At 69.5% G+C, this 19,524-nt stretch carries 26 protein-coding genes and 1 pseudogene; 20 read left to right on the forward strand and 7 right to left on the reverse strand.

Annotated features, from left to right (window positions below; translation table 11 throughout):
• Window positions 1-18 precede the first annotated feature (18 nt).
• From ACBJ32_RS38860 to ACBJ32_RS38900, 9 genes are all read left to right on the forward strand, one after another.
• Window positions 19-1,323 carry a glycosyltransferase family 4 protein gene (locus tag ACBJ32_RS38860; protein ID WP_375130984.1) on the forward strand — a complete coding sequence of 435 codons (1,305 nt, stop codon included), beginning with the start codon at window positions 19-21 and terminating at the stop codon, window positions 1,321-1,323.
• A complete protein-coding gene (locus tag ACBJ32_RS38865; RefSeq protein WP_375130985.1) occupies window positions 1,320-2,291 on the forward strand; it encodes a D-2-hydroxyacid dehydrogenase in 972 nt (323 codons plus the stop codon). The genes ACBJ32_RS38860 and ACBJ32_RS38865 overlap by 4 nt, the downstream gene beginning before the upstream one ends.
• A gap of 4 nt (window positions 2,292-2,295) precedes the next feature.
• Window positions 2,296-3,393 (forward strand): radical SAM protein, encoded by a 1,098-nt coding sequence (locus tag ACBJ32_RS38870; protein ID WP_375130986.1) that lies wholly within the window; start codon window positions 2,296-2,298, stop codon window positions 3,391-3,393.
• Entirely contained in the window at window positions 3,390-4,481 is a 1,092-nt protein-coding gene (locus ACBJ32_RS38875) for a hypothetical protein (protein WP_375130987.1), read from the forward strand. The genes ACBJ32_RS38870 and ACBJ32_RS38875 overlap by 4 nt, the downstream gene beginning before the upstream one ends.
• On the forward strand, window positions 4,478-5,251 hold the full coding sequence (locus ACBJ32_RS38880) for a radical SAM protein (protein WP_375130988.1): 774 nt from the start codon (window positions 4,478-4,480) through the stop codon (window positions 5,249-5,251). The genes ACBJ32_RS38875 and ACBJ32_RS38880 overlap by 4 nt, the downstream gene beginning before the upstream one ends.
• A gap of 7 nt (window positions 5,252-5,258) precedes the next feature.
• Window positions 5,259-6,944: a carbamoyltransferase C-terminal domain-containing protein gene (locus ACBJ32_RS38885; protein WP_375130989.1), complete on the forward strand. Its 1,686-nt coding sequence runs from the start codon at window positions 5,259-5,261 to the stop codon at window positions 6,942-6,944.
• 6 nt (window positions 6,945-6,950) lie between these two features.
• Window positions 6,951-7,556 (forward strand): HD domain-containing protein, encoded by a 606-nt coding sequence (locus tag ACBJ32_RS38890; RefSeq protein WP_375130990.1) that lies wholly within the window; start codon window positions 6,951-6,953, stop codon window positions 7,554-7,556.
• Window positions 7,553-8,008, forward strand: coding sequence for a hypothetical protein (locus ACBJ32_RS38895; RefSeq protein WP_375130991.1), 456 nt, complete (start codon window positions 7,553-7,555; stop codon window positions 8,006-8,008). The genes ACBJ32_RS38890 and ACBJ32_RS38895 overlap by 4 nt, the downstream gene beginning before the upstream one ends.
• A 159-nt stretch (window positions 8,009-8,167) precedes the next feature.
• Window positions 8,168-8,488 (forward strand): hypothetical protein, encoded by a 321-nt coding sequence (locus tag ACBJ32_RS38900; RefSeq protein ID WP_375130992.1) that lies wholly within the window; start codon window positions 8,168-8,170, stop codon window positions 8,486-8,488.
• 144 nt (window positions 8,489-8,632) lie between these two features.
• Here the strand turns inward: ACBJ32_RS38900 and ACBJ32_RS38905 are convergent, their stop codons facing one another.
• Window positions 8,633-9,013 carry a MerR family transcriptional regulator gene (locus ACBJ32_RS38905; protein WP_375130993.1) on the reverse strand — a complete coding sequence of 127 codons (381 nt, stop codon included), beginning with the start codon at window positions 9,011-9,013 and terminating at the stop codon, window positions 8,633-8,635.
• A 94-nt stretch (window positions 9,014-9,107) separates the two neighbouring features.
• Between ACBJ32_RS38905 and ACBJ32_RS38910 the strand changes: the two genes are divergently transcribed.
• The 7 genes from ACBJ32_RS38910 (at window position 9,108) to ACBJ32_RS38940 (ending at window position 12,092) form a co-directional block, all read left to right on the forward strand.
• Entirely contained in the window at window positions 9,108-9,536 is a 429-nt protein-coding gene (locus ACBJ32_RS38910; RefSeq protein WP_375130994.1) for a hypothetical protein, read from the forward strand.
• Between the two features lie 98 nt (window positions 9,537-9,634).
• Window positions 9,635-9,985 (forward strand): hypothetical protein, encoded by a 351-nt coding sequence (locus ACBJ32_RS38915; RefSeq protein WP_375130995.1) that lies wholly within the window; start codon window positions 9,635-9,637, stop codon window positions 9,983-9,985.
• Between the two features lie 35 nt (window positions 9,986-10,020).
• Window positions 10,021-10,383 (forward strand): rhodanese-like domain-containing protein, encoded by a 363-nt coding sequence (locus ACBJ32_RS38920; RefSeq protein WP_375130996.1) that lies wholly within the window; start codon window positions 10,021-10,023, stop codon window positions 10,381-10,383.
• Entirely contained in the window at window positions 10,380-10,841 is a 462-nt protein-coding gene (locus ACBJ32_RS38925) for a MerR family transcriptional regulator (RefSeq protein ID WP_375130997.1), read from the forward strand. Before ACBJ32_RS38920 ends, ACBJ32_RS38925 begins: the two co-directional genes overlap by 4 nt.
• A 5-nt stretch (window positions 10,842-10,846) precedes the next feature.
• On the forward strand, window positions 10,847-11,236 hold the full coding sequence (locus tag ACBJ32_RS38930) for a hypothetical protein (protein ID WP_375130998.1): 390 nt from the start codon (window positions 10,847-10,849) through the stop codon (window positions 11,234-11,236).
• A 91-nt stretch (window positions 11,237-11,327) separates the two neighbouring features.
• Window positions 11,328-11,660, forward strand: coding sequence for a YnfA family protein (locus ACBJ32_RS38935; RefSeq protein ID WP_375130999.1), 333 nt, complete (start codon window positions 11,328-11,330; stop codon window positions 11,658-11,660).
• 30 nt (window positions 11,661-11,690) lie between these two features.
• Complete coding sequence (locus tag ACBJ32_RS38940) at window positions 11,691-12,092, forward strand: hypothetical protein (protein WP_375131000.1); 402 nt, start codon at window positions 11,691-11,693, stop codon at window positions 12,090-12,092.
• 23 nt (window positions 12,093-12,115) lie between these two features.
• Here the strand turns inward: ACBJ32_RS38940 and ACBJ32_RS38945 are convergent, their stop codons facing one another.
• Together ACBJ32_RS38945 and ACBJ32_RS38950 are read right to left on the reverse strand one after the other, a co-directional pair.
• On the reverse strand, window positions 12,116-14,194 hold the full coding sequence (locus ACBJ32_RS38945) for a PEP/pyruvate-binding domain-containing protein (RefSeq protein ID WP_375131001.1): 2,079 nt from the start codon (window positions 14,192-14,194) through the stop codon (window positions 12,116-12,118).
• Window positions 14,191-14,694 carry a hypothetical protein gene (locus tag ACBJ32_RS38950; protein WP_375131002.1) on the reverse strand — a complete coding sequence of 168 codons (504 nt, stop codon included), beginning with the start codon at window positions 14,692-14,694 and terminating at the stop codon, window positions 14,191-14,193. The genes ACBJ32_RS38945 and ACBJ32_RS38950 overlap by 4 nt, the downstream gene beginning before the upstream one ends.
• 87 nt (window positions 14,695-14,781) lie before the next feature.
• Here ACBJ32_RS38950 and ACBJ32_RS38955 point away from each other — a divergent pair, with 87 nt between their 5' ends.
• Window positions 14,782-15,120 (forward strand): PadR family transcriptional regulator, encoded by a 339-nt coding sequence (locus ACBJ32_RS38955; protein ID WP_375131003.1) that lies wholly within the window; start codon window positions 14,782-14,784, stop codon window positions 15,118-15,120.
• Window positions 15,102-15,686 carry a hypothetical protein gene (locus ACBJ32_RS38960; RefSeq protein WP_375131004.1) on the forward strand — a complete coding sequence of 195 codons (585 nt, stop codon included), beginning with the start codon at window positions 15,102-15,104 and terminating at the stop codon, window positions 15,684-15,686. The genes ACBJ32_RS38955 and ACBJ32_RS38960 overlap by 19 nt, the downstream gene beginning before the upstream one ends.
• Before the next feature lie 114 nt (window positions 15,687-15,800).
• Here the strand turns inward: ACBJ32_RS38960 and ACBJ32_RS38965 are convergent, their stop codons facing one another.
• Both ACBJ32_RS38965 and ACBJ32_RS38970 read right to left on the reverse strand, forming a co-directional pair.
• Window positions 15,801-16,739 (reverse strand): Clp protease N-terminal domain-containing protein, encoded by a 939-nt coding sequence (locus ACBJ32_RS38965; protein ID WP_375131005.1) that lies wholly within the window; start codon window positions 16,737-16,739, stop codon window positions 15,801-15,803.
• 80 nt (window positions 16,740-16,819) lie between these two features.
• On the reverse strand, window positions 16,820-17,941 hold the full coding sequence (locus tag ACBJ32_RS38970; protein ID WP_375131006.1) for an alkylmercury lyase family protein: 1,122 nt from the start codon (window positions 17,939-17,941) through the stop codon (window positions 16,820-16,822).
• A 93-nt stretch (window positions 17,942-18,034) separates the two neighbouring features.
• Here ACBJ32_RS38970 and ACBJ32_RS38975 point away from each other — a divergent pair, with 93 nt between their 5' ends.
• Together ACBJ32_RS38975 and ACBJ32_RS38980 are read left to right on the forward strand one after the other, a co-directional pair.
• Complete coding sequence (locus tag ACBJ32_RS38975; protein ID WP_375131007.1) at window positions 18,035-18,436, forward strand: heavy metal-responsive transcriptional regulator; 402 nt, start codon at window positions 18,035-18,037, stop codon at window positions 18,434-18,436.
• 40 nt (window positions 18,437-18,476) lie between these two features.
• A complete protein-coding gene (locus ACBJ32_RS38980; protein WP_375131008.1) occupies window positions 18,477-18,944 on the forward strand; it encodes a YdeI/OmpD-associated family protein in 468 nt (155 codons plus the stop codon).
• 68 nt (window positions 18,945-19,012) lie between these two features.
• On the opposite strand, the gene ACBJ32_RS38985 is transcribed toward ACBJ32_RS38980, so the two are convergent.
• Both ACBJ32_RS38985 and ACBJ32_RS38990 read right to left on the reverse strand, forming a co-directional pair.
• The gene (locus ACBJ32_RS38985) at window positions 19,013-19,138 is read right to left on the reverse strand and encodes a hypothetical protein (protein WP_375131016.1); all 126 of its coding nucleotides are present in this window, start codon (window positions 19,136-19,138) and stop codon (window positions 19,013-19,015) included.
• A 3-nt stretch (window positions 19,139-19,141) separates the two neighbouring features.
• Window positions 19,142-19,360, reverse strand: a pseudogene (locus ACBJ32_RS38990) (Tn3 family transposase); the annotation flags it as partial.
• Window positions 19,361-19,524: the final 164 nt, after the last annotated feature.

Consider the following 19,524-nt stretch of genomic DNA (forward strand, 5'->3'; position numbering starts at 1 on the left):
GTTGACCCAGTTGACCCGTTGATCACCTCGCTGCCGCACATCGTCCTGGGCTGTCGTAGAAGCAGCCCGAACGAGGTCACCGAGGAGGGATACGTGAGAGGGATCGAACCGACCGCGGCATGCAAGGTCATCGTCGCACTTCAGGAGGGTTTCTACGGGGCGAGTTCGGGATCCGGGTTCAGCAACAGGGACTTCCTCATCGCGCTCACGCAGATGCTCCCTCCGGGGCGGCTCGTCGTGATAACCGTTCGGAGGCACGCCGATCCGATCGACCCCCGTTGGACCGATCGGCTCATGAAGAGCTTGCGGCAGGCGAAGGCTCAGGTCGTCCTGATCAACGGCAGCGAAGATCCTGCCCACACGCGTGACCTGATCGTGGAGAAGGTCACCGACATCGCCTCCGGGGCGAACCAGTGCCTGCTCATTGGCCTCGGCAGAGGTCTTCTGGGTCTTGCCGGGCATGCCGTCGAGAACGTGCACCTCCTGCTGGTACCCCGGTCGACGGCGGCACTGAGCTGCGCCGAGGACTCGTCCGAGATCAGCGAAGAGCGCGACTGCCTGCACACCGCGGCCAAGGGCGGCGGCCGTGTCGCGGCGATCTCGACCTTCATGGGTCGGCACCTCCAGGAGGACTACGGCGTGCCCGGCGATGCGCTGGTGGACATGCGCAATGGCCTGCTTCTCAACGAGGACTTCTCGGAGAGGCCGCCCCCACTGCCCGAGCCTGCCGAGGAAGGATTCTTTCTCGCGCTCGGCCGCCCGATCCCTGACAAGGGCTTCGAAGACTTGCTGGCCGCTCTGGAGATCCTGCGTAGCCGCCGGGTAGCCGTCCCTCACCTGGTCCTTGCGGCGGCCACCTCAGGCGCACCTACCGAGTACCAGCGTCACTTGGCGAGCCTCATTGAGGACAGCGGCGTGGACGCAACCCTGATCACGGAGTTCAGCCCGGGGATCAGGACATGGATGAGCAGCCCGGCCCTGCGTGGGATCGTCGTGCCTTCTCGCCAAGAACCCTTCGGCAGAATCCCGCTGGAGGCGTTCGCAGCCGAGGCAGGGCCCGTCATCGCCACTCGAACCGGTGGTCTGCGCGAGACCGTGGTGAACGGTCTGACCGGATTCACCGCCGAACCGCGTGATCCCGCCTCGTTGGCGGAGGCGATTCACCTCGGCCTCATGGCGGACCCGTCTGAACGTGCTCGGCTCATCAGAGCCGGGGATGTGCTCCTCCGCCAGCGACACGACTACTTCCCGACTATCCGCGACGCGCTCGCCACCGTGGCCCCCTGGGCGCTGTCTCCCAGAGCGAGGAGCGGAGTCCGATGAGGGTCACGACCTGCCTGAACTCCGATCGGGACTTCTGGCAACTGTCCCAGGAGCACGTGGACCACCTTCGGTCGTGCTTCCCCGAGGTGGAGTTCTGCGTCGCCACGCCCGCGACGGTGCCGGACTTCCTGGAGGGGAGCGAGGTGTATTTCGGCTGGCGCTTCGACCCGAACTGGTTCTCACTCGCACCATCCCTGCGCTGGATCGCTTCTCCCGCCGCAGGTACCGATCACCTCCCCGTGGAGCACGCGCAGCAGGCCGAGGTGATGCTGACCCGTTCGTACGGATTCCACGGCCGCCCCATGTCCGAACACGCCATGGGGCTGGTCCTAGGCTTTTCCCGAGGGTTGTTCACCAGCAGCCGCCTCCAGTTCACCCGGCTCTGGTGGAAGGACGAGCTCGCTGCAGAGTTCTTCGACCTGGCAGGCGCGACTATGACCATCGTCGGCTGCGGAAGCATCGGTGCCCATCTCGCCCGAGCGGCCGGCGCGTTCAAGATGAACGTCATCGGTGTCCGACGCACACCGCCGTCGGAAGGTCAGAACGGGATCCGCTGGATGGGGCCCTCCGATATTCGGCGGGCGGTAGCCAACGCCGATGTCGTCGTGGATCTGCTCCCGGCGACCGCCGAGACCACGGGCTTCTTCGACCAGCGGGTGTTCAACTCCTGCAAGCTCGGGGCGATCTTCATCAACCTCGGCCGGGCCAGCACGGTCGATCACCTGGCCCTGCTTCACGCGCTGGAGTACGGCCCGCTGGGCGGGGCGGCCCTGGACGTCACGACGCCGCGACCCCTGCCGATGGAGGACTCGCTCCGCCTGCACCCCCGCGTTGTCCTCACTCCCAAGAGCGCCACGTTCTCGCGCTTCTACATGGACGAAGCCGTCAAGTTCTTCGCCGACAACCTGCGCCGCTACCTGGATGGTCTGCCGTTGCACGGCTTGGCCACTCTGCCCACCGAAGGCTGATCAGATGTCTGGAACCGAACGTAGTGCGCTGCTCGCGGCCTTCTCTGCGACTGGTCGCAACCATCCCTATCTCGCGTTCACCCTCAACTCGCTCTGCAACCTCGACTGTGTCTTCTGCAAGCCGCGGTGCATGCCCGATTACGGACACAAAGACCATCCTCTGAGCGCCGACGACTACGCCGTGATCGCTCGCGAAGCCGCTGCTTGGAAGGTGAAGAAGGCGCACAGCTCTGGCGGGGAGCCGACCTTGCGCTCCGACATTCTCGAAGTGATCGCTGCCCTGGCCGGTGGACTCGGTGCGGGAGCGTCCATCGGCATGACCACGCACGGGAACCTCCGGCGCGGACTGACCGTCGATCAGCTGGCCGGAGCTGGACTGACGTACATCAACGTCTCCCTCCACAGCCTCGACCGCGGCCGCTCGGCGCGGATCATGGGCGGTGGAGATCCCGTTCGGGCGCGAGAAACCATCCGTGCAGCGCTTGGTCTCCAGCTCAAGGTGAAGATCAACTGCGTGGTGCAGCGCTCGTACCTTGAGGACGCACTCCAGGTCGCCTGGATGGCCAAGGATCTGCCGGTGGCAGTCCGGCTCATCGAACTGCAGAACATCGGTCCGGCTTCCGCGATCTTCGACGAGGAGTACATGTCCGAGGCCGAGGTCCGGCCTCACCTTCAACTATGGCTCGACGGCGCAGGCGAGGTCTCGCGTAAGGATCTCGGAGTTCGCAGCCCCGGCAACTACCTGAGACCGGAGGGATGGGCGGGGTCCGTCGGCTTCATCTCCAACTCCAGCTGCGCCACCTGCTCGGACGCCAACCGCATCAAGATCACACCGAGTGGAGTGGCCAGGCCGTGCATCCTCCACAACCGCGACATCGCGCTGAAACCGCACCTCGCAAGCGGCACGCTGACTGAGGCGTTCGCCCATCTGTTCCGCGCCATGCTCGACCGCGACGGCAACTCTGCCTGGCAGGGCTATCACTACGTGGACTACGACCTGCGCTGGGATCGGATGGAACGCCCCTTCGGGGCACCCGTCATGCTTCCCGTCCTCTCCTCTGGCTCGTCCTGTGGCCGTACGGGGTCGGTGGAGGCACCGTGACGGCCGTGCTTGCTCAGGAGACATCGCCGTACGTTCAGCTCGGCAGCACGTACGCGCGAGAGCTGGGCGTCCGGGGAATCCCGGCGTCCGTGCTCGCCCACAAGTGGAAGTTGGCGGACCTCCTGGCTCCGCATTCGGACCTCGACCTCCGGATCCTCCTCGCTGACCCGCCGCAGAACTGGTGGGAGTGGAACCACCTCCTCGCCGCAGCACACACGGCGATCGTCTCCCGGAACGTCGCCAACCGCCGCATGCTGGAGCATCCGCCCGGATTCGCCTTCACCCTGTCGGAGGTCGAGCAGCGCCATGTCGCGCCGGCGGAGCTGGCCACATGGAGCCTGATCAGCGGGCATCCACGGACCTTCCACCGCTGGAAGTCCCAGGCGCAGATGGCCCCGTGGAGCGGTGTCGATGAGTTGTTCTACCGGGGCATCCTCAATGCGCGGATCGGCGGGCGGTACCGGCTCTCCGACGACAGCGCGGACAACGTCCACGTCGATCTCGCCGGCTACCACCGCCACTGCGTCCTGTGGCACTACCTCGCGCCCTGCTGGTTCGCCATCGCGTCGCTGGCCACTCGTACCCGGTGTCCTGGAAAGTTCGCCGCCCTGGCGCAATGGCACCCTCCTGATCTTGAGCACCACGGGCAGGCATTCGTGCACCGGGCGCGTGATCGGCACGATCAGCCCATCGCCGAGCTGCTTCGTGACACGCATGCCGCAGTGGCGGCGGCCATGCGGTATCTCCCCGCCCCGGCCGAGAACGAAGCGTCGCCACCGACCGTCACGATGGCGGCCGGGATGCTCCGCGTCCGCGTCGCCCGCTGGCTGTATTACCTCGATCCGCCACCCGGTACCGCAACCGCCTACCTCATCCGGCGCGAGGCCCGAGAGTTGCAGGGCGCCGCAGCAGCTCTACGCGGATTCGCGTCGGACCAGGCCACACGGCACCAGCGCTTGGTAGCGCGCATGGCCGACCTGCTGCCCACCGGCGCCACCACCCGACGCGTCCTCAGCGACACCCTCACCAGCTGGCGACGACACCGCACGCTGGTGGAGGACTTTTTCAACGCGGGAGATCCGTCGTGAGCACTCGAATCCTGAAGACCGCCAAGATAAAGATTACGACCAAGTGCAACCGCGACTGCGGATTCTGCATCTTCGCCAACGGGGCGCAGGGCGAGAACATGCCCGTGGAGCTGTTCTCCACCATCCTCGACCGGCTGGAGCCGATCCCGTTCCGGCAGCTGCACATCAACGGCGGCGAACCGACCGTCCACCGAGACTTCCCGGAGCTGAGCCGCCTGGCTCGCGCCCGTCTGCCCGAGACGGTGATGGTCCTCGGCACCAACGCCATCACCCTGGCCCGCAACCGGCGCCTCGTGGCGACGGCCGTGGAGTGCTACGACCAGATCCTCATCGGCTGCGACGACGAGCACGGCAACTTCGAGCAGGTCGAGACCGTCGTACCCGTGCTGCGCCAGGCCGGAAAGACCGTCGTCGTCAACAGCGTCCTCGAAGCGATCGACGAACCGCGCCTCGGCCGGCTGGCGGCGCTATGCGATCAGTACGGCGCCGTCCACGTCACCAACCACGTTCACCACATCGACGTCGGACAACCGACGAACCAGCTCCACGGACTCTGCGCCCGCTACCTCGATCAGCACCTCATGATCGAGCTCGACGGCTCCTGCTACCGCTGCTTCAACGCCATGGCGCAGGAAGACAGCGAGTTCAGCGTCTGGGATCACGACTTCGCCGCGAAGGTCTTCGCACCCCGGCGCCAGCACTACCACTTCTGCCTCCGGTGCCACGAGTACACCGACTCCGGAGCCTCCGTCGTCCCGTCCGGAAGGTGACCCCGGCATGACCGCTGTCCTCGGACTGAACTTCCACCACGACACCTCCGCCGCACTGATCGTCGACGGGCGCCTGTACGCGGCCGAAGAGGAACGCTGGAGCGGCATCAAGCACCACCGCCAACATCAATGGAAATCCGTGCTCACCCCGCCCACCCAGGCGCTCACCTGGTGTCTCGACGCCGCAAGCCTCGACCCCGACGACATCGACGCGGTGTGGGTGCCCTCCATGCGGCCCACTCCCGCGGCAGGCACATGGCTGAGCACCGAGCACGACGAACTGGCAGCCGCCCTGCCCGAGCCGCTCGGGTCGCGGCTGCGGCTCATGTCCCACCACACCGCGCACGCGATGTCCGGCTATCTTCTGTCGGGACTCGACCACGCCGCGGGGCTCGTCATCGACGCCGGCGGCTCCGCGCTCGGCGCCGACTTCGGGCCAGGACGCGAACGCATCACGGGGTACGACCTGACCCCGAACCGCATCGACCGCGTCTACCAGGCCACGCCCGCCGTCCTGCCCGGTCCTCGCCGGGTGCACTCTTCTCTCGGGCACTTCTACCGCAACTTCGCTTTGCGGATCATTCCGCCTGGTGATGAAGCAGAAGGCAGCCTCATGGCCATGGCCGCCTTCGGCGATCCCAGCCGATACAGGCACGACGTTCAGCAGCTTCTCCACCTGGCCGCCGAAGGCATCGTCCACATCGAGCCGCCCTACGGTTCGGCCGATACCACCACACCCATACGCATCGGGGATCGGACATGGACGGCCGGCTCGGTGGCGGACGCCTCATTCGCGGAGCGCGCCGACCTCGCAGCAGCCGTGCAAGAGGCCTTCTCCTGCGCTGTCATCCATGTCGCTCGTCACCTGCGCCGCATCACCGAGGCGACCAGCCTCGTCTTCTCAGGGGGGTGCGCGCTCAATTCCCACCTGAACGGACGCCTCGCCGCGGAAGCAGACTTCGACACGCTGTTCATCGCCCCGGCCCCGCACGACGCCGGCACGGCGCTCGGAGCCGCTCTGTACGGTTGGCACTATCAGCTGTGCCAGCCACCACTTCCCGTGCCGGTGGACGCCGCATGGGGACCTCATCCCGGCCCGATCCCGTCCTCGGCGATCCCGGCGGGACATCGGCTGATCAGCGGTCTGGGAGATCGCCTCATCCCTGCCGTCGCGGGACTGCTCGCCGAGCATCGCGTGGTGGGCTGGGTCCAGGGCGGAATGGAGTTCGGCCCGCGTGCCCTCGGACATCGTTCCATCCTGGCCCACCCGGGCCACACGGAGACCCGCGATCGTCTCAACGCCATCAAGCAGCGTGCCGCCTACCGCCCGTTCGCTCCGGCCGTGATCGCTGAGCGTGTGCACGACTGGTTCATGGCCCCGGGCGACCCCTTCATGAACCGCGTCGCCTCAGCACGGCGCTGCCGTGCCTCTCAGATCGCCGCGGTCGTTCACCACGACGGCACCACCCGCCTGCAGAGCATCGCCAAGCACCACGCTGGGCTTCGCCCGCTCCTGGAGGAATTTCACCGGCTGACCGGACTCCCCATGCTGCTGAACACCTCTTTCAACACCAAGAGCGCCCCCATCCTGATGAGTGCCGAGCAGGCAGTACGCGCTGCCGGCGATCTCGGCTTGGACGCCGTCGTCGTCAACGATGCCCTGCTCATCTCCGACAAGCTCTCCACGAGGTAGTCGACCATGCACCACAGCGACAGCATCCTCGCCATCCTGGGCGCGGACACCTGGCACACCGCACATCGCGACCGTGCTCTGGCCGCAGCCGACCTGGCCCTCGCCGTCTATGAAGGAAAAGTACGCGACCAGGGCACTCCCTACATCGAGCATCCCCTTGCCGTGGTCACGATCCTGCGCGACGAGCTGCTCGTCACCCAGCCCGAAACCCTGCTCCTGGGCCTGCTGCACGATGCCCTGGAGCTATCTCCCGGTTCCGAGCCCGAGATCGCCGCTCACCTGGGCCGCCTCTTCGCCGAGGAACTGCGGGCCATGACTCCTGACCATCGCCTCGAAAATCGCCCGAAGCGGGCCATGGACGAAGGCGACTGGCGTATCAAGATCCAGAACCTGAGTCTGGAGGGACTCCTCGTCCGGTTCGCCGACCGCATCCACAACCTTCGTGACCTGGGCCGTTCTCCGGACAATGAGCGCCGCCAGCGGTTCATCGCCTCGCTGGTCGACTTCTACTTGCCCCTCACAAGGGCGGCCCAGGTCGAGAGCCCGTCGCTCAAGAGGGCGTACGAACTGCTTGAGGTAGAGCTCCACCGATACCGGACCAGCGCTTCATGAAGCCCGTCATCCATTCCTTGACTCCTACCGGCCACACGGGAGGCCGCGTCTATCTGCGCATGCTCCAGCAGTTGACCAGCGATGAGTTCACCTGGCGGACCATCCCGGACTTCAAGCGCAGTGATCAAATTCGCAGCTGGCGTACGATGCGGCACCTGGCCACCATCGCGCCATACATCCGCGCCCTGCACGACGCTCCTGGAGTCTTCGTCTGGGACGACCTCAGCCTGCTGTTCTTCACTCCCGCCATGAGAGCCCGGACGATCTTTATCTTTCACCACTACGAGCCGCTCCAGCACGATGCCTCGCCGATTCAGGCCCAGCTATGGCAGCAACTGTTCAGTGTCCTGCCGCAATGCGCGGCCGTAGTGTGCGTTGCCCCGTACTGGCCCGCTTCCTCCGAGCCCGCGCTGTGGACAGGGTGCACGTCATCTACAACTCCTTCGACCTGAGGGAGATCGACCAGGCACGCAGCCTCGACAAGGACGAATGCCGAGCCGAACAGGGCCTGCCACGCGCCCACGGGGAACAACACCATCGGCCGGACCGGCCTGCACTTCACGCTGGCCCGCCAGCAGTACCTTCGCCTGCTGCGGGCCTGTGACGTCGGTTTGTTCGCTCCTGAGATAGCCGAAGGCTGGAGCCGCTGTGCTGCCGAGGCCATCCTGGTCGGCTTGCCTTGCCTCATCCAGCCGATCGCAGGTCTGGGCGATCTCGCGCGCCTGACCGGCCAGCCTATCCCTGACCTTCACTGCTTGTTGCCGCAGCTCCACGAACGTGCCGCCGTGCCACCGGCGGACATGAAGCCGGCCTACGACGCTCTCGCACCCTACGATCTGCACTACTTCCGGCACGCCTGGAGCGCCGTGTTGGCTGAAGCATGGCCAGCAAAGATCATCAATCCCCGGAGCACTTTTGGCGGTGGGCGATGAGGGCCACGTACCGCACAGCGCCGATGCGGTAACCGTCCAGGAGGCATCCGAGGAGGATCAGACCGGATTTTGGCGCTACGGGGCGGCGAGAATCACAGCATCAGGGTCCCGCTCAGGTAGCTGCGATCGGAGACAACGTAGCGTCTAGTGGTCGGCGTGGCCGTACGTGAGGCGGCATCGGCCGGCCTGGCAGTCCTGCAGGCTCTCTGCAGCGGCCTGCCGGGCCCGGGTCAGCTCGGCGATTTTGGCGTCGAGCCGGTCCACCACCGCTTCCAGCCGCCAGCGCTCGCTGTCGCAGGTGGCCCCGCCCTGGTCGTGGGAGGTGAGGGCGTCGACGACCTCGTCCAGGGTGAAGCCGAGTTCCTGCAGGGCCTTGGCCATCTGGATGCGCTCGACCGCCGCGGCGTCGAAGATGCGATATCCCGAAGGCCGGCGCTCGGCGACGGGCAGGATGCCGCGCCGCTCGTAGAAGCGGACGGTGTCCACGGCGACCCCGGCCTCGCGGGCGACCTGTCCGATTTTCACGACGCTTCACCTCTTGACTCTGGACTCAAGTCCAGACTCTACGGTTGCTCTGAGGGCGCCACAAGAGCGCCCACCACCGAGAAGGAGCCTCGCCGTGGACATCCCTGCCGCTTCCACCCCCATCGTCTGCGACATGACCACCGCCTCCGACACCGCCCAGCAGCGACTGGAGGAATACCGGTACCTGTTCGGCCAGCACCTCGTCAGCCGCGCCAAGACTGGTCAGGGCATCCGCTTCCGGCTGCGCGCCGAGCCCGGCGTGGCGGCGTGGGTGCGGGACCTGGCCGCGCGGGAGAAAGCCTGCTGCGCGTTCTTCGCCTTCGACATCACCGTCGAGGGCGATCAGGTGATCTGGGACTGCGCGGTCAGCGACAACGACACCGCCCGCGCCATCCTGGAGGAGTACTACCAGCTGCCCGAGACCGCCCCGCAAAGCCCCGAAGTGTTGGAGAAGCGCCTGGCGAGCAAGGGCCTGCACTTCATCGCCGACCCGGCCGACCCCCTGCGCTACACGGTCGGCTGACCGCGACGGCCGACGGATGGAGCCCCCTGCCCTCACCGGCAAAAAGGTCGGCCGCAGGGCTTGCATCCGGTACCCAGGTACAGGTTTACCGTCGAGGTATGACCCAAGACATCGCCCTTGACCTGGGATGGGCCCCCTCCGCTTGCACCCTGCCCACCGCCGAGCAGCCGCTGCGGGTGGCCGAGTTCGACGCCTTGTTCGCCGACGCGGTGCAGGACCTGGCGCGGCCGGAGCGCACCCGGCTGCGCCTGGAGCTCGTCTTCAGCCCGGAGCATGCCGCCCGGGCCGCCGAACTGACGGCCCGGGAGAACGGCTGCTGCTCCTTCTTCACCTTCACCCTCACCATCGCCGACGGCAGCCTCACCCTGGAGGTGACGGTGCCCACGCAGCACGTCGAGGTGCTGGACGCCCTGCAGGCCCGCACCGGCGCCGCGGCCGCTTTCTCCTGACGCGGCCGCGCGACGACCGCACGGAAAGGAATGTGATGGACCGCATCATCCGCGAGGACCTGATCGCGCTGCGCCAGACTGGGACCGTGCAGCTGGTGGAGGCCCTGCTGGCCGACGCCTTCGCCGCCGAGCACATCCCCGGCGCACGCAACGTGCCCGGCCAGGTGTCTGCCGAGCTCGCCGCCCAAGTCGCCCCCGATCGGGCGGCCACGGTGGTGCTCTACTGCTCGGGCCCGTACTGCAACCGCTCGAAGATGGCCGCTGCGGCGTTCGCCCGGCTCGGCTACGCCGACGTGCGCGTCTACGCTGGAGGCAAGCAGGACTGGGCCGAGGCGGGGCTGGCCTTCGAGGGCAACCGCGCGCCCGCGCCGGCCGCGGGAGCGGGGCGGCCGGAGTGAGGCAGGACATCGAACTGCAGGGCGCAGGCGGGCCGTACCTGCGCAGCGGGCAGGTGGCCGAGCAGGCCGGCGTCAACCTGCAGACTCTGCGCTACTACGAGCGCCGCGGGCTGATCGCCGAACCCGCGCGCAGCCCCGGCGGGCACCGCGCCTACCCGCCGGAGACCGTCACCCTGCTGACCGTGATCAAGGCCGCCCAGCGGCTCGGTTTCACCCTGGAGGAGGTGGCCGAGCTGATCGATACCGGCCGGCGCGGTCACCCCACCCCGGACCTGCGTGCCCGCGCCCAGGACAAGATCGCCGAGGTGGACGAGAAGATCGCCGACCTGACCACCATCCGGGCGGCGCTGAGCGCGGTGGTGAGCGCGGGCTGCGACAGCCTGACCCACTGCACCTGCCCCGACTGCCCGCTGCCGTTCGCCGACCTGGCCGCCAGCCGTACCCCTGAGGAGAACTGACCGCCGTGAGCACCCACCACGACCACCCCGCGAGTGGCAGCGCCCCCGCCGGCGCGAACCCGGGGCCCGTCCCGATGACCCTGTCGGTTCCCGGCCGGGCGCCGCGCGAGTCCGGCAGCGACACCGGCGCTAACCGCGGCGGGCCACCGCTGCGCAGCAAGGTCACCGCCACTCTGGCGGTGCTGGCGTGCGCGGCATGCTGCGCCCTGCCGCTGCTGATCGGCGCCGGGCTGCTCACCGGCGCCGGCGCCGCGCTGGCCGAGCAGACGCTGCTGGCCGTGGCCGGGCTGCTGATCGCCGCTGCGGCGGGCATGTGGTGGCTGCACCGCCGCCGCGCCTCCCGCGCCGCCGCAGCGGGGAGCTGCGGCTGCGGCGGGAACGGCTGCGGATGCTGAACACCCGCCACACCGCACAAGCCCCAGCGGCAGTCCTGACGGGGATGGCCCGGCGAAGGGTGGCCTGCGGGGGTGCGGTGTACTACCTGCCATGACGATCATCCGTTCCCTGCCGTTGTTCGCCCTAGCCGCGCTCGCCGAGATCGGCGGCGCGTGGCTGATCTGGCAAGGCGTGCGCGAGCAGCGCGGCCTGGCCTGGATCGGAGCCGGCGTCATCGCGCTGGGCCTGTACGGGTTCGTCGCCACGCTGCAGCCGGATGCGAACTTCGGCCGCATCCTGGCCGCCTACGGTGGCGTGTTCGTCGCCGGGTCGCTGGCCTGGGGCATGGTCGTCGACGGGTTCCGGCCCGACCGGTGGGATGTGATCGGTGCGCTGGTCTGCCTGGCCGGCGTCGCTGTGATCATGTATGCGCCGCGCGGTTGAGCCGCCTGTGGCGTTCGCAGAAATGAGGAGTTGCGCAGGGCCGACATTCAGCTGGAGCTGCTGACCGGCCCGTTGCAGGGGGTGTACGTCCCGTCCGGGCACGGGGCGGCGCTGTTCGCGTTCTTCGCCGAGATGGCCGAGTCCGAGCGCGAGTACATCCGGGAGAAGTCGCTGGAGGGCCAGGCCTCAGCCCGTGAGCGCGGCCGCCACGGCGGGCGGCCCAAGGTGCTCGACGACGACATGATCGCCTATGCGCGGACGCTGCGGGCTCGCGGCGTGGCGGTGCCCGACATCGCGGCCAAGCTGGTCATCCCCATGGGCAAGAACAAGGGCCAGCTCCCCTCCGTCGCCAGCGTCTACCGCGTGCTGGCTGACGGGGAGACGGGGGAGGCGGTCGAGGCGGTCGAGGCGGCGGCCTCGCTCAGCCGGTGAGCCTCCTGCCGGGCTGAAGTGAATCAGCTGATCTGGACAATTCCTTGGGTGCCGTCGACGGTGACGATCTGCCCGTCGCGTAGCCGTAGCGTGGCATCGCCGGTGGCCACCACGGCCGGGATGCCGTACTCGCGAGCGATCAGTGAGGCGTGGGCCGCCAGGGTGCCGCCGTCGGTGACGACGGCGGCCACCGTGGCGAACAGCGGCGTCCAGGCCGGAGCGGTGGCGCGGGCGACCAGTACGTCGCCCGGTTCGACCTTGCTGAAGTCTTCCGGCCCGTGCACGAGGCGGACCGGGCCGCTCGCCCGTCCGGCGCTGGCGCCCTGCCCGGCCAGGGCGTTGTCGCTACGGCCGGCGCGAACCAGCCCCAGCGAGTGCGCCAGGCGGCGGCCGATGAGCGGCGGCGGGCTGCCGAGCGTGAGAGGGGCGGCCAGGCGGCGCTGCCGTTCCCAGCTGGTGCGGCGTGCGCGGACCGCCTCGAAGCGCTGCTCGGGCTGGTCGAGTTCGGTTCGGGTGAGGAAGTAGACGTCGCCGGGCTCGGTGATGATGCCGGCGTCCACGAGCGTCCGGCCGAGCCGGTGCAGGTGCTCGCGCATCAGCGGCCAGCCGAGGGTGAGCTCGCGGGCCTGCTGTTCGCGAATGACCGCGTAGCGCTGAGCGGTATCCAGGATGGCGGTGAAGCGGGCCAGGTCCTTGGGGGCGAGCCCTTCCCGGCAGGCCTGCTCCGCGCTGAGGCGCGCCGCAGCCGGATCACGATGGCGATCGACAGCTGCGGTTTCGCCCGCGGTGGGGTGGTACCAGTCGATGCTGTGCACCGCGTGCGCCGGGGTGCTGCGGTCGGCGCCCGGCAGGCCGCTCAGCAGGACCTGCGCCTGCCGACCGAGGCGGTGGCGGTCGATGAAGGCGGCCAGGCAGGCTTCCATCTTCCAGGCCGCTCCGCCGACCACCGCGAGGTACCACAGGTGCCGTCCGGCTATGAGGCCGATGGCATCGATGTCGGTGCCGTCGGCGCCGTCGGCGAGCTTGCGGTAGGCGGGCAGGAGATCGTCTCGCCACCGCCGATACAACCGGCCCAGGAGCGCACGATCCGCGCCGGCCGGGTCTCGTTCCGGACGGATCAGCGCGTTGATCATAAAGTGCAGCATCCTGTCGCGAGATCTGAAGATCGCCGCTGGCAGATCCCGCAGAACCGGAGTCGGGCGGGTGTAGTACCAGCCATGGACCACCGCATAGGCGAACGGAACGGCCGCGCCCGCGGTCTCCCGCATGCCCTGCCTGAACCCCTCATCCAGGCGTGGCAGCAGCCAGTCGGCGAACAGCGGCGTCACCGGATCCGGCAGCCACTCGCCGAGCCGGAAGTTGCGCAACCATAAGCCGGACCCGGGCGGCTGCCAGGTGAGGGGGTCGGGCAGCGCGGTCATCGGCCGGGCCTGCAGGAGGAAAAGCCGCCCGTCCTCGATCGCCCACTCGATGTCCTGCGGGCCACCGAGCCGCTCCTGCACCCGCAGCGCGAGGTCGGCGACCGCGGCGGCCTGGTCTGCTCGGAGGACCTGGCCGGCTCTGGTCCGCTCGGTACGGCCGCGCACGATGACCCATTCCTCGCCCACCGCGGCACCGGACACCAGCGCCTCACCCAGCCCGCGCACGGCCGTCACCACGATCTCCTCCCGCGCACCGGTCACCGGGTTGGCGGTGAAGGCCACGCCGGCGGCGTCGGCGTTCACCATCGGCTGGATCAGGACCGCCATGGCGCCGTCGCTCTGCCGATAGGCGCCGACGCGCTCGGCATCGGCAGAGGCCCGGCACCGCCGTACCGCATCGGGAAGATCGGGCGGCGCGACGTCCAGGAAGGTCTCGTACAAGCCGGCGAAGGAGGCGTCGGCCAGGTCCTCGGCCACCGCCGAGGAGCGCACCGCGAACCTTCCGGCGCCGATCCTCCCGGCCTCGATCCTGGCCACGTCCTCGGCCGTGAGGTGGCTGCCGGCCAGGACCACGAATCCGTCCGGCACCGGGAAGTCCTTGGCCAGAGCCGCCAAGGTGGCCGCCTTGACGCCGAGCTCGCCCGGGTCTTGGATAGCCGCTTCGGCCAGCGTGAAGATCATGACGTCACCGCCTTTCCGGGCAGTCTGCGCTGGATCGCACGGACGATCACAGGGATGCCGATCAGGCTGGGGAGCACCCAGTGGCTCCAGGCGGGCAGCCGGTCCCAGGGCGGCAGATGCGGGCCGTTGTCGATGTAGAAGCCGGTGAGCAGGGCGACGTAGGACGCTCCCATTCCGGCGATGTGCAGGACCGGCTGCCGCCGCCGGTTGAGATAGCCGGCCAGCGCGGCGGCGAAAGCCGCCGAGCCGACGGCGAACAGGTGCGCGTTCTCCCGCCAGCGGATCACCGACAGGACCGTCATCGACGCCCACACCACCCCGATCGCCCATAGGTAGAGGCGCCCGAATCTGATGTGCCGCCGGCCGCCCTTGCGCGACATGGCCGCCACCGCGCCGCACACAACGCCGGTCAGGCCGGCGGCGATGTGGATCGCCAGCGCGGCGAAGAACAGCGGGCCCGCGTCGGGGATCGGGATGCCGAGGACGTCGATCTCGTCCATGACCAGCTCCATAAGTAGCATTGCTATATGTAGCGACGCTACTCCGGCGTTTGCCTGGACGAAAGCCCCGATATAGCGTTACTACCTATGAGGGCCGAAGCGCTCAAAGGACACCTGGACGGCCTGCTGCTGGCCGCGCTGGAGGACGGGCCACGGCACGGCTACGCCGTGAAGGAGGCTTTGCGCGAGGCCACCGAGGGCCGGATCGACCTGCCCACCGGCACCGTCTACCCGGCACTGCACCGGCTGGAACGAGCCGGGCTGATCAGCGGGAGCTGGTCGGTGGTCGGCGGCCGCCGCCGCCGCACCTACCAGCTCACCGACGACGGCCGCGCCGCGCTGAGCGGCGAGCGGGCTACCTGGCAGGAGTTCGCCGGCGCGGTCACCGCAGCCCTGGGGACACGGCCATGGCCGGCCACGAGCTGATCGACGCCGAGCTCGCCCTCCTGGCCCGCCGGCTGCCGAACCAGGCCGTGGAAGAACTGGCCGACGGGCTGGCCGAAGCCTATGAGGCCCACCTCGCCGCGCTCGGCGAGCCCGGCGCCGCCGCTCGCGCGGCGATCGCCGAGTTCGGCGACGCCGAAGTGATCACCGCAGCCTTCGTCCGCAACTCACCCTGGCGGCGGACGGCGATGGCGCTGCTGGCCACCGGCCCGATCATGGCCCTGCTCTGGGGCGCGACCTTGATCTCCGCCCAGATGTGGACCTGGCCCATCGCGCCACCCCTGCGCATCGCCTACGGCCTCGCACTCGCCGCGACCGTACTCACTCTGCTCGGCGTCGTCCGGGAAAAGCACGCCTACCGCCGCACCCAGAGCGCCACCCTGGTCGCCGTCAGCGCCCTGATCCTGCTGGACGCGGGCATGCTCACGGCCGCCGTCGTCAGCATGCCGGCGCTGCCGCCCTGGCCCCTGGCGTTGGCCGTACCGGCGAGCCTGATCAGGATCACCCTGTCCGTTCGCGCGCTGCCGCCGCTCCTGCAACATCGGTAACAAACGGTAACAGGGCATGCACGAGCGGACGTGATGATGAGGGTGGGCTCGGCCCACGACGGCGCCCCGTGCAAGCGGCCGAAGGGGAGGCGGGTGAGGCGGTGGTGGCCTCGCTCAGCCGATGAGCCGCCGGCCGGGCTGAAGCTCGCGATCGGCCTGCTCGTGCTGGGCCGCCACGATCTCGCCCGCGAGGGTGACGCATTCGCCGCAGATCTGCACGCCGGGCCCGTGCACCATGGCGCGGTGCGGGTCGGTGCAGCCGCAAAACGAGCAGGCACGCTGTGCCCGGCCGGGCTTGGCGAGCTTGCGGCCGCGGCGTCCGGGCCGGGGCGGGGGCGGGATGCAGTCGGCGAGTTCCTTCTTGATATGGGCGGCATCGACGCCGAGGTCGTCCAGGATGCGGTGGGCCGAGCAGCCGGGGTCGGTGGCCAGGATGAACAACAGGTGCTCGGTGTGGGCCAGGTTCTGGCCGCGGCCGGCGGCGAACCGGCGGGCCCGCATGACCGTGTCGTAGGCCTCGCCATCGCCCACCGTGCGGGCGCCGGCGCCGTCGCGGTCGCCGCTGTCGGCTCCACCGGCACTGTGCGGGTGCAGCAGCCGGGAGGCGGCCTGCAGGACCTTGTCGCGGGTGACGCCGAGCCGGTCCAGCACGCCTGCGGCCCGGCCGACCTGCAGAAGGCCGAGCAGCAGGTGCTGGGTGCCGGGGGTGCTGGTCTCGGCGTCGGCGGCCTGCTGGGCGGCTTGCAGACAGGCGGCCAGGCGTGGGGCGATGGCGGCCGGTTCGGTGCCGGGCCCGCCACTGACCTCCAGCCGAGGAGCGTAGCGCTGGCGGGCGGCCTGCTTGGAGATGCCCAGCCGCTGGCCGATGTCGGTCCACGACAGGCCGGCGTCGCGGGCGGCGCGGACGTAGTGGTCGACCATGGCGTCGGCGGCCTGGCCGGTCAGGGCGGCGTAGGTGATGGCCGCCTCCAGCAGCACCAGCGCGTCGGTGCTGGCGGCTCGGGCGGCTACAGCGTCGATCATCGCTTGGGTGTTCAGCGCGGGGCTGTCCATGACGACAACGTTAGATTGTCGATCGCGTGCCGACAATCCTCTCTTGTCGCCAGCATGGGTGAGGCAGGTCCCGGCAACGGTTACTGGAGGTTGGTCTCGGCCAGGAGCGGGCCGAAGATGGCCACGCCCAGCTGCAGGGCCGCCTGCTGGTCCAGGACTTGGCCGCTCACCTGAGGGTGGGCTTCGGCCCAGGTGCGGGCGCTGGCGGAGTCGGCGAAGAAGTTGACGTAGCCGCAGTACACCTCCGCGGCGGCCGAGCCGGTCCCGGGAGCCGGTGCCTGCAGGGGTTCGGGCGGGCAGGCATCGCAGGCGGCCTGCTGGCCCGCGTACACCACCGCGCTCGCCGGGGCCCAGCGCGCCTGCCCGGCCGCCGTGATCTGCGCAGGAACTTCCACGGTGACCGGCCGGCCGTCGTGCGGGTCGGCCGAGGTGATGCGCACGTCGCGGCCGAGCATCGCGGCGATGCCGAGCGCGTCGATCGCGCACATCGCGAACACGGCCGGCCCGCCGGCGATCTGTACTCGGTGCGGGGTCGGGGAGGCGGAGAACGGGTAGGCGGCCCGGATCCGTCCGCCCCCTTGTCCGGCGTCGTCCAGGCGCAGGAAGTCGGCGGCGTGCAACTCGGCCAGCACCTGCTCGGCGCTCACGCCGTACGGAGCGGCCACGCGGGCCAGCTCGGCCACCTGCGGCGCCGCTCCAGTTTTCGCGAAGCCGCGCAGCACCTGCTGGTGCACCGCCTGCAGCCCGCCTTCCACCGGAGCTGCCCGCCCGGCCCCGGCGCGCCCCAGCGCATCGGCCCACACCGGCACCGACCCGGACGCTGGCTCGCTCGGGGCCGAGCCGCCGGCGTGAGCGAGCGCCTGGTCCAGCGTGCCGCCCGGGGCACGGCCCAGGGCACGGCGCAGCGCCGCCACCAACGCCGTCACCGACGGCGCCCCTTCCAGGCGGCCCTGTTCATCGCGATACATCCGGCAGGCCAGACCGGTCGCCATCGCGGGGTCGGCGAACGGGTCGCGGCCGTTGATCAGCACGGTCGGTGAGCCGCGCATCTGCCAGCGCGCCGCCTGCTCGACGTCGCTCACCGTGCGGCGCGTGATCGTGGCGGCCGCTGTGGCGCCGGCCTCGGCCAGCGCCTGGGCCAGGCGAGCCTCCAGCACGGGCGCGTTCGGGCAGTCCGGCACCGTCACCACCACCAGCTCCATGGACCGGCCTCCTCCTGCTCACGCCCTGCGGATCGGTATGTTCGACGGTAGACCTTCCAATGCGCTGGAAGGTCAAGACCGTAGCCTGGGGGCATGCGCATCGGTACCCTGGCCGCCATAGCGGGACTGTCGGCCAAGACCATCCGCTTCTACGAGCAGGCCGGCCTGCTGCCGGCCCCGCCCCGCACGCCCGCTGGCTACCGCGACTACCAGGCCGAGACGGCCGACCGGCTCGCCTTCATCCGCGACGCACAAGCGGCCGGCCTGTCCCTGGCCGAGATCCGCGGCGTGCTGGCCATCCGCGACGCCGGACAACCACCCTGCCGGCACGTCACCACGTTGATCGAAACCCACCTGGAGCAGGTCGAGCAACGCATCGCCGAGCTGCTGGCCACCCGCACCGCGCTGCAGGATCTGCACCAGAGGGCCCAAGACATCGACCCCGCCGACTGCGGCCCCGAGGGAATCTGCCGCATCCTGACCACTACCGCGTGAGCTCTCGGCCCGAGAAGTGCCCCGTGGCAGGATCGAAGGTGTGCAGGAACAGCACTACACCACCGACAGCCGACCGGGCGGGCGCGGACGCCTGTTCGTCCCGGTGCCGTTCGACCCGGACCAGGTGTGGACGCCCAAGCCAGTCCATCACGTGACCGGCACGCTGAACGGGATGGGCATCCGCGCGGTGATCGTCGAACACGCAGGGCAGCGCGGCTTCCTGCTAGGCCCGGCCTGGCTGCGGTGCGGCCTGGAACCGGGTACGCAGGTGAGCGTGGTGCTCACCCCGGAAGGGCCACAGCGGGCCGATCTCGCCGAGGACCTCGCCGCCGCACTGGAGGCCAGCCCGGCAGCGGCCGCCTTCTTCGACTCCCTCGCCCAGTTCTACCGGCGGGCCTACCTGCGCTGGATCGATGCCACCAAAGGCCGGCCCGAGGTGCGGGCGCAGCGCATCGCCGAGGTGGTCGCCCTGCTACAGGCGGGCATCAAGCAGCGCCCAGGGACCTGAGCGCCGCTGGCCAGCCGCAGCCTCAGGCCACCCACCGGGGGCCGTGTGAACCGGCTCCCTGAACCAGGTCAACCGTTGTCGGTAGTGCTGTCGTGGAAGGCGCGCAACCCCGCGGTCACATCAGCGCGGGAGAAGACGTAGCGGCCCAGGAAGTTGATGTGGTCGTACTGGATCGGCGACAGCCGCGCACACATCTCGTCGGTGACCGGGAACCCGTGCCCGCGCAGGTGCTTGACGGCGGCGTCCAGATACAGGCTGTTCCATCAGATGACGGCGTTCAACGCCAACCCCAGACTGCCCAACTGATCCTCCAAGCCCTCACGGTAGCGCTGGCGTAGCTGGCCCCGGTTGCCGAAGGCGATCTTCCGGGCCAGCCGGTGCCGGGCCTCCTGCACGTTCAGCTGGGTGCCGATCATCCTTCGGTAGCCTTCGTCAGCGATGTACTGCAGCAGAGTCGGGTCGGACCGGGGCGCGGTGTCAGCCTTGCGGCTAACCCGTTTCCCCGGCCCGCCCGCCGCACCCGACGTGCCAATCTCTCGGCATCGGGCGCTCCACGTGCCTTTCCCGCTGGTCAGCCACC

It is taken from the genome of Nonomuraea sp. GTA35 (genome assembly GCF_041950525.1).
In the GTDB taxonomy this organism is placed as follows: domain Bacteria; phylum Actinomycetota; class Actinomycetes; order Streptosporangiales; family Streptosporangiaceae; genus Nonomuraea.